Annotated in this window: 8 protein-coding genes and 1 riboswitch; of the genes, 4 read left to right on the forward strand and 4 right to left on the reverse strand. The window is 66.6% G+C overall.

From position 1 onward, the window contains the following. A partial coding sequence (locus DBR20_RS01865; RefSeq protein ID WP_108264991.1) for a primosomal protein N' occupies nucleotides 1–1666 on the forward strand: 1666 nt, incomplete at its 5' end. Nucleotides 1667–1780: 114 nt separating this feature from the next. Here the strand turns inward: DBR20_RS01865 and DBR20_RS01870 are convergent. Then, nucleotides 1781–2401 (reverse strand): glutathione S-transferase, encoded by a 621-nt coding sequence (locus DBR20_RS01870; protein WP_100462250.1) that lies wholly within the window; start codon nucleotides 2399–2401, stop codon nucleotides 1781–1783. A gap of 78 nt (nucleotides 2402–2479) precedes the next feature. Here DBR20_RS01870 and DBR20_RS01875 point away from each other — a divergent pair, with 78 nt between their 5' ends. Beyond that, the gene (locus DBR20_RS01875; protein ID WP_108264992.1) at nucleotides 2480–2671 is read left to right on the forward strand and encodes a hypothetical protein; all 192 of its coding nucleotides are present in this window, start codon (nucleotides 2480–2482) and stop codon (nucleotides 2669–2671) included. A gap of 58 nt (nucleotides 2672–2729) precedes the next feature. On the opposite strand, the gene DBR20_RS01880 is transcribed toward DBR20_RS01875, so the two are convergent. Beyond that, nucleotides 2730–3524, reverse strand: a complete 795-nt coding sequence (locus DBR20_RS01880) for an NYN domain-containing protein (RefSeq protein WP_100553750.1) — start codon at nucleotides 3522–3524, stop codon at nucleotides 2730–2732. Between the two features lie 121 nt (nucleotides 3525–3645). On the opposite strand from DBR20_RS01880, the gene DBR20_RS01885 reads away from it, so the two are divergent. Then, nucleotides 3646–4926, forward strand: a complete 1281-nt coding sequence (locus DBR20_RS01885; RefSeq protein WP_108264993.1) for an NAD(P)/FAD-dependent oxidoreductase — start codon at nucleotides 3646–3648, stop codon at nucleotides 4924–4926. Between the two features lie 100 nt (nucleotides 4927–5026). Then, nucleotides 5027–5347: a DUF2004 domain-containing protein gene (locus tag DBR20_RS01890; RefSeq protein WP_108264994.1), complete on the forward strand. Its 321-nt coding sequence runs from the start codon at nucleotides 5027–5029 to the stop codon at nucleotides 5345–5347. 81 nt (nucleotides 5348–5428) lie between these two features. Here DBR20_RS01890 and DBR20_RS01895 read toward each other — a convergent pair whose 3' ends face one another. After that, on the reverse strand, nucleotides 5429–5860 hold the full coding sequence (locus tag DBR20_RS01895) for a nuclear transport factor 2 family protein (RefSeq protein WP_108264995.1): 432 nt from the start codon (nucleotides 5858–5860) through the stop codon (nucleotides 5429–5431). Nucleotides 5861–6012: 152 nt separating this feature from the next. Further along, nucleotides 6013–6288 (reverse strand): GIY-YIG nuclease family protein, encoded by a 276-nt coding sequence (locus DBR20_RS01900; protein ID WP_108264996.1) that lies wholly within the window; start codon nucleotides 6286–6288, stop codon nucleotides 6013–6015. Between the two features lie 40 nt (nucleotides 6289–6328). Beyond that, nucleotides 6329–6401: riboswitch (glycine riboswitch) on the forward strand. This riboswitch is flagged as partial in the annotation.

Here is a 6401-nt window from a genome sequence, read left to right on the forward strand (position 1 = left end):
GGGCAAGCGCGACCTCGCCGAGCGCATCGCCCTGAGCGTGGCGCCGCAGCACGCTCAGCCCCTGCCCGGCCCCACCCTCAATGCGGAGCAGGCCGAGGCCGTGGCCGCGATCACCGCCGCTGACAGCTTCCAGGCATTCCTGCTGGACGGGGTGACCGGCAGCGGCAAGACCGAGGTCTACCTGCAGGCAATCATCCATTGCCTGGCGCAGGGCAAGCAGGCTCTGGTGCTGGTGCCCGAGATCGGCCTGACTCCGCAGACCCTGGCACGCTTCCGCGGCCGTCTCGGCATTGCCGTGCACGCTTTGCACTCGGGGCTGACCGACAACGAACGCGCGCGGGTCTGGGCTGCGGCCTCACGCGGAGAAGCGCGGGTGATCGTCGGCACGCGTTCGGCGGTGTTCATTCCGCTGCCGCAGCCCGGCCTGCTGATCGTGGACGAAGAGCATGACGGCAGCTACAAGCAGCAGGACGGCATCCGCTACCACGCGCGCGATTTCGCCCTGGTGCGGGCCAAGGCGCAAGGCATTCCGGTGCTGCTGGGCAGCGCCACGCCCTCATTGGAAACCCTGCACAACGCCTACGCCGGCCGTTATGCGCACCTGCGCCTGAAGCAACGTGCCGGTGATGCCCGACCGCCGCGCGTGCGCATCCTCGATGTCCGCAAGCGTCCGCTGCGCGATGGCCTTTCCGCCGACGTACTGGCCGGCATCGGCGAACACCTGCAACGTGGCCAGCAGGTGCTGGTGTTCAAGAACCGGCGCGGCTATGCGCCGGTGCTGCTGTGCCACGACTGCGGCTGGACCGCGCCCTGCAACCGCTGCGACGCACCGATGACCGTGCATGGCGGTGGCCGTCGCCTGCAATGCCATCACTGCGGTGCGCGGCAGCCGGCACCACTGGCCTGCCCCGCCTGTGGCAGCTTGGCGCTGCAGCCACAGGGCATCGGCACCGAGCGGCTGGAAGAACACCTGGTCAGTGCCTTCGCCGATTTCCCGGTGGTGCGCATCGACCGCGGCACCACCGCACGGCGCGATGCGCTGGAGCAGCAGCTGGGCAAGCTGGGCAACGAGCCCGGCATCCTGGTCGGCACGCAGATCCTGGCCAAGGGCCACGACCTGCCCAAGCTGACGCTGGTGGTGGTGGTGGGCATCGACGAAGGCCTGTTCTCGGCCGATTTCCGCGCCAGCGAAAAACTGGCGCAGCAGCTGATCCAGGTAGCCGGCCGCGCCGGGCGCGCGCGCGATCCGGGCGAAGTGTGGTTACAGACCCATCATCCAGATCATCCGCTGCTGGAGACGCTGGTGAACGGTGGCTACCATCCGTTCGCGCAGGCCGAACTGAACCAGCGCGAGGCGGCGGGTTTTCCACCGTTCGCGCACCTGGCGCTGATGCGCGCTGAAGCGCAGCAGCTGGAGCATGCCAATGCATTCCTGCTGGCCGCGCGCAAACTGCTGGGCGAGCAGAACGTCGTGGAGGCCTACGGGCCGATGCCTGCGCCTATGCCACGCCGTGCCGGCTATCAGCGCACGCAGTTGTTGTTGTCGGCAGCGCAGCGGCCACCGCTGCATGGGGTGCTGGCACAGCTGGTACCGCAGCTGTACGCGCTGCCGGAGGCACGCAAGGTGCGCTGGTCGCTGGATGTGGATCCGACGGATCTGTATTGAGGGAGGATGCGCTGGGGTCAGAGCCCACCCGACGGGTGGGATCCGACCCCGATGGCTTGGGGTCGGATCCCTTTTCGCAGAAAGGGGCTCCGACCCCGAACGTCGCCCCTTCGCTTACGTCATCGGTGACATCACGCCGCGCTGGTACGCCGGGCGTTCGCGCAGGCGTGCATACCACTCGGCCAGGTGCGGCAGGTCCGGACGCTGGATCGGCAACTCGAACCACGCGTAGATCAACGAGCCCAGGGCGATGTCACCCATGGCGAATTTCTCGCCTGACAACCACGGCTGCGTGGCCAGGGTCGCATTGGGCAGGGCCAGGAAATCACCGGCGCGCACGATCGCCGCATTGATGCGCGCCTCATCGCGGTCGGCCGGCGCGGTGCGCATGATGCCCCAGATCAGTTCGGAGTACAGCGGCGCCATCCGCGAGGTGCTCCAATCCATCCACTTCTCGGCCTGCGCACGCTCCATCGCGTCTTCCGCGTACAGCGTGCCCAGCGAATAGCGCGCACTGAGGTAGCGCACGATGGTGTTCGATTCCCACAGCGGCAGGCCGTGGTCTTCGATCACCGGCACCAGCCCGTTCGGGTTCATCGCCACGTACTCCGGCGACTGCGTTCCACCGTGGCTGCCACCCACTTCGATGGACTCGTACGGCAGGCCGATTTCCTCGGCACACCACAGCACCTTGCGGACGTTGCTGGAATTGCGGCGACCCCAGATCTTCAACATACGGATTTCCTTGCGTGCAGCGCTGCGCCAACAGGGCGCGGAGCCGTTACGATACGCCGATCCACAAGGGGAAATGGCATGACCGCATGGGATGCAGTGAATTACGTTCTGCTGGCGTCAGGGCTGGCGGCGCTGGTGCTGGGGTACCGCCGATCCAACCGCAATATGCTGCTGTGTGCCGGACTGTTACTGCTGGCATTCAACGGAGTTGAGGATTTCGCCGATGGATTTGCTGCGGGCTACGCGGGCTCCAACGCACGCGCTCTGTAGTGCGTGCGGAAAGCAGCCGAGCGTGGCTCGGCTCTACTCTGCACCGGCGTTTCCGGCGTTACCGGTTCTTCTTTGGCAGCGCGCGCACGTAGGAGGATTTACCGTCCTTCTTCAGCTCGAACAAACCGATCGCGGCCAGCAGATCGCTGAGCTTCCCGTAACCGTAGTTGCGCGGATCGAACGAGGCCTGGTTGCCGATCTGGCTGCCGACCGGGCCGAGGTGCGACCAGCCATCCTCGCCTTCTGCCGAGGACACCGCGCGGCGCAGCATCTTCACCAGGCGCGTGTCGCTGCGCATTTCCGCGCCGCTCTTGCGCGGGCGCGCATCGTCGCTGCTCGCCTGTTCGCTGGGCGCCTGTTCGTTCGATGATGGTTCGTTCGATGCCTGCTCCACATCCTGCACGCTGGCGTGGGTCTGGCCCAACGCTTCGAGATAGGTGAACTTCGAGCACGCGTTGACGAAGGGCTCCGGGGTCTTCTTTTCGCCGAAGCCATAGACCTTCACGCCATCGGTCAGCAGGCGCATCACCATCGGCGTGAAGTCGGCATCGCTGGACACGATCGCGAACCCATCGAGGTTGCGCGCGTACAGCAGGTCCATCGCATCGATCACCATCGCCATGTCCGACGCGTTCTTGCCCTTGCTGTAGGCGAACTGCTGGATCGGCCGGATCGCGTATTCGTGCAGCACCGCCTCCCAGCCCTTCAGCCGCGGGCTCTTCCAGTTGCCATAGGCACGGCGCACGTTGGCCACGCCATAGCGGGCGACCTCGGCCAGGACTTCGTCGATCTTCGAGGCCGGTGCATTGTCGGCGTCGATCAACAGGGCGATGCGCTTTTCCGGTTCGCTCATGGACTCCTCACGGGCAGTTGCCTGAACCCGAGTATCGCCGATCCGGATGCACGCTGACGTGACAAGGACCGGCCGTGCGAAGATGCCAGGCACTTCCCCCATGCCCCCCTGGAGTGAGTCGATGAGTCGTGATCGCGTCCCCCACCTGGTCGTTGTCGGCGGCGGTTTCGCCGGCCTGTGGGCCACCCGTGCGCTGGCCCGCGAACGCATACGCATCACCCTGGTCGACCGTCGCAACCATCACCTGTTCCAGCCGCTGCTGTACCAGGTGGCCACCGCGGGACTGTCTGCTCCGGATATCGCCGCACCGCTGCGCCACATCCTCGGCCACCAGCGCAACGTGGAGGTGCGGCTGGGCGAAGTGGTGGCCATCGACAAGGAAGCGCGCCAGGTGCGCATGGCCGATGGCAGCACGCTGGACTACGACAGCCTGCTGCTGGCCACCGGCGCCACCCACGCCTACTTCGGCCATGACGAATGGGCCGATGATGCGCCTGGCCTGAAGACACTGGACGATGCCATCGCCCTGCGCCGCAAACTGCTGCTGGCGTTCGAGCGCGCCGAGGCCGAGCCGGACCCGGCGAAGAAGGCCGCATGGCTGAGCTTCGCGGTGGTGGGTGGTGGCCCGACCGGCGTCGAGCTGGCTGGCACCCTGGCTGAAATCGCCCGGCATACGCTGCGCAATGAGTTCCGCCACATCGATCCAGCCAGCGCCAAAGTGCGACTGGTCGAGGCCGGTCCGCGCGTGCTGTCGACCTTCCCCGAAGTGCTTTCGCTGAAGGCACGCCGGCAGCTGGAAAAGCTGGGCGTGGAAGTGATGACGGGCACGCCAGTCAGCCACATCGATGGACAGGGCTTCAAACTGGGCGATCAGTTCGTGCCCGCACGCACCGTGGTCTGGGCCGCCGGCGTGGCTGCCTCGCCGCTGGCGCGCACGCTGGACGTGCCGCTGGACCGCGCCGGACGCGTGCAGGTGCAGCCGGACCTGACCCTGCCCGGCCATCCCGAACTGTTCGTGGCCGGCGACCTGGCCGCGCTGAGCCAGGCCAACGGCAAGCCGGTACCGGGCGTGGCCCCGGCCGCCAAGCAGATGGGAAAGTACGTGGCGGAAACTCTTCGCGCACGCCTGCACGACAAGCCGGCACCGGGGCCGTTCAAGTACGCCGACTTCGGCAATCTGGCCACCATCGGCCGCATGGCCGCGATCGTGCACCTGGGCAAGCTGCAGCTGTCGGGCGTGCTGGCCTGGTGGTTCTGGTTGGCCGCACACGTGTTCTTCCTGATCGGTTTCCGCAACCGCGTCGTGGTGCTGCTGAACTGGGCGGTGGCGTACTGGAGCTACCAGCGCAGCGCGCGCATCATTTTTGGCGATGACCGCGAAGACCGGCGGCCGAAGCGGTAGATCCACGCCATGCGTGGATGAATGCACTACGTTGAGGGCGATCCCTTTCCGCAGGAAAGGGCTCTGACCCCGCCTCCCAACCACCACTCAAAGGAATGCCATGACCACCCCAACCGCCCAGCAGAAGCGTGCGCGCACCGCCCTTGAACAGTTGCTGGGCACCGAGGAAGGCGAGGACAGCGTCGACCTGTTCATCCAGCACCATCTGGACGAGATCGAAGCCGATTACTGGAATGAGCAACTGGGAACGGCCACGCCGGCGGCCAGCGCGGTGCTGGGCCTGCTGCAGGCGCGCGAACCGTGGGAAAGCGATGGATCGGTGCACGTCGATTTCGCGCTGCCGGGCGACGTCTCGCAGTATGTGCTGAGTGTCGAGTTCGATGAGGACGGCGAAGTGCTTGGCGTTTCGATGGAGAGTTGAGCGCTGCGCACGGTGTGAGCGGGCGCGGTGACGTCATCCACGCATGACGTGGATCGGTTCTTCGTGCTGATTGCCTCTGCCCTACGGCGCCTTCGGCTTCGGGTACCACAGCGCGTTGACGATGACCCAGCGCTGGTCGAAGCGGCCCATGTGGAAGTAGTCGACGAACCACGGCGTTTCCAGCCGTACCGAGGCCGCATTGCCGGTCACGTCCAGCACCGTGCAGCGCCGGTCCCATTGATCCTTCGGGGTCTTCAACGCGCCCTGCCTGGTCAACGCAACCAGCTCTTCCTTCGACATCCGACGCAGGCCGAGGCGTTCGTCGGGTGTATCACCGAGCACCGCGCGCTTGGCCAGGTCCGGATGCAGGGAACGGGCGACGCGCTGCGGATCGGCTTCCAGTTGACCGTCGACGTAGTCGTGGCAGGTCGCTTCGATGGCCGCGAGGGTGGTGGCGTCGGCGGCAGGGCTTGCCGCTGCGGACAGTGCGAACAACAGGGCAACGGTGGACATCCGGGTCTCCAGCGCTGAGGGCTGGGTGATCATGGCATGGCCGGATGTGCCCCATCCACGCATGGCGTGGATCTACCGGCGATGTTGTAGAGCCGAGCCGATGCTCGGCTGACGCTCGTCGCCGAGTGCAGCAGCCGAGCATGGGCTCGGCTCTACAGAACAGCCTCGGCCGGCGCCTGCAGCCACGCCAGCTTGCGTTCGCGCGGCAGCTGCTTAAGCTCCCATTCGGCGCGTGAGGCCGCTGCCCTGTCCGGGTATTCACGTACCGCCAGGACCCGCAGCGGCGGCCGCGACCGGGTGTATCGGGCCCCCTTGCCGGCCTGGTGGGCGGCGAAACGGGCCTGCACGTCGGTGCTGATGCCGGCGTAATAGCTGCCATCGCGGCATTCGAGCAGGTACAGGAACCACGGGCGGGAAGGCGAAACCATGGCCGGATTATGCCGTGCTGCACTGCAGCGGATATACTGGCCGCCGAATGCAGGAGAGAGGCGCCGCGCTGGCGCCCGCCGAAGGCGCAGGCTCCCATGATCGCTCAGGCCGG

This window comes from Stenotrophomonas sp. HMWF023, assembly GCF_003060985.1.
Lineage (GTDB): Bacteria > Pseudomonadota > Gammaproteobacteria > Xanthomonadales > Xanthomonadaceae > Stenotrophomonas > Stenotrophomonas lactitubi.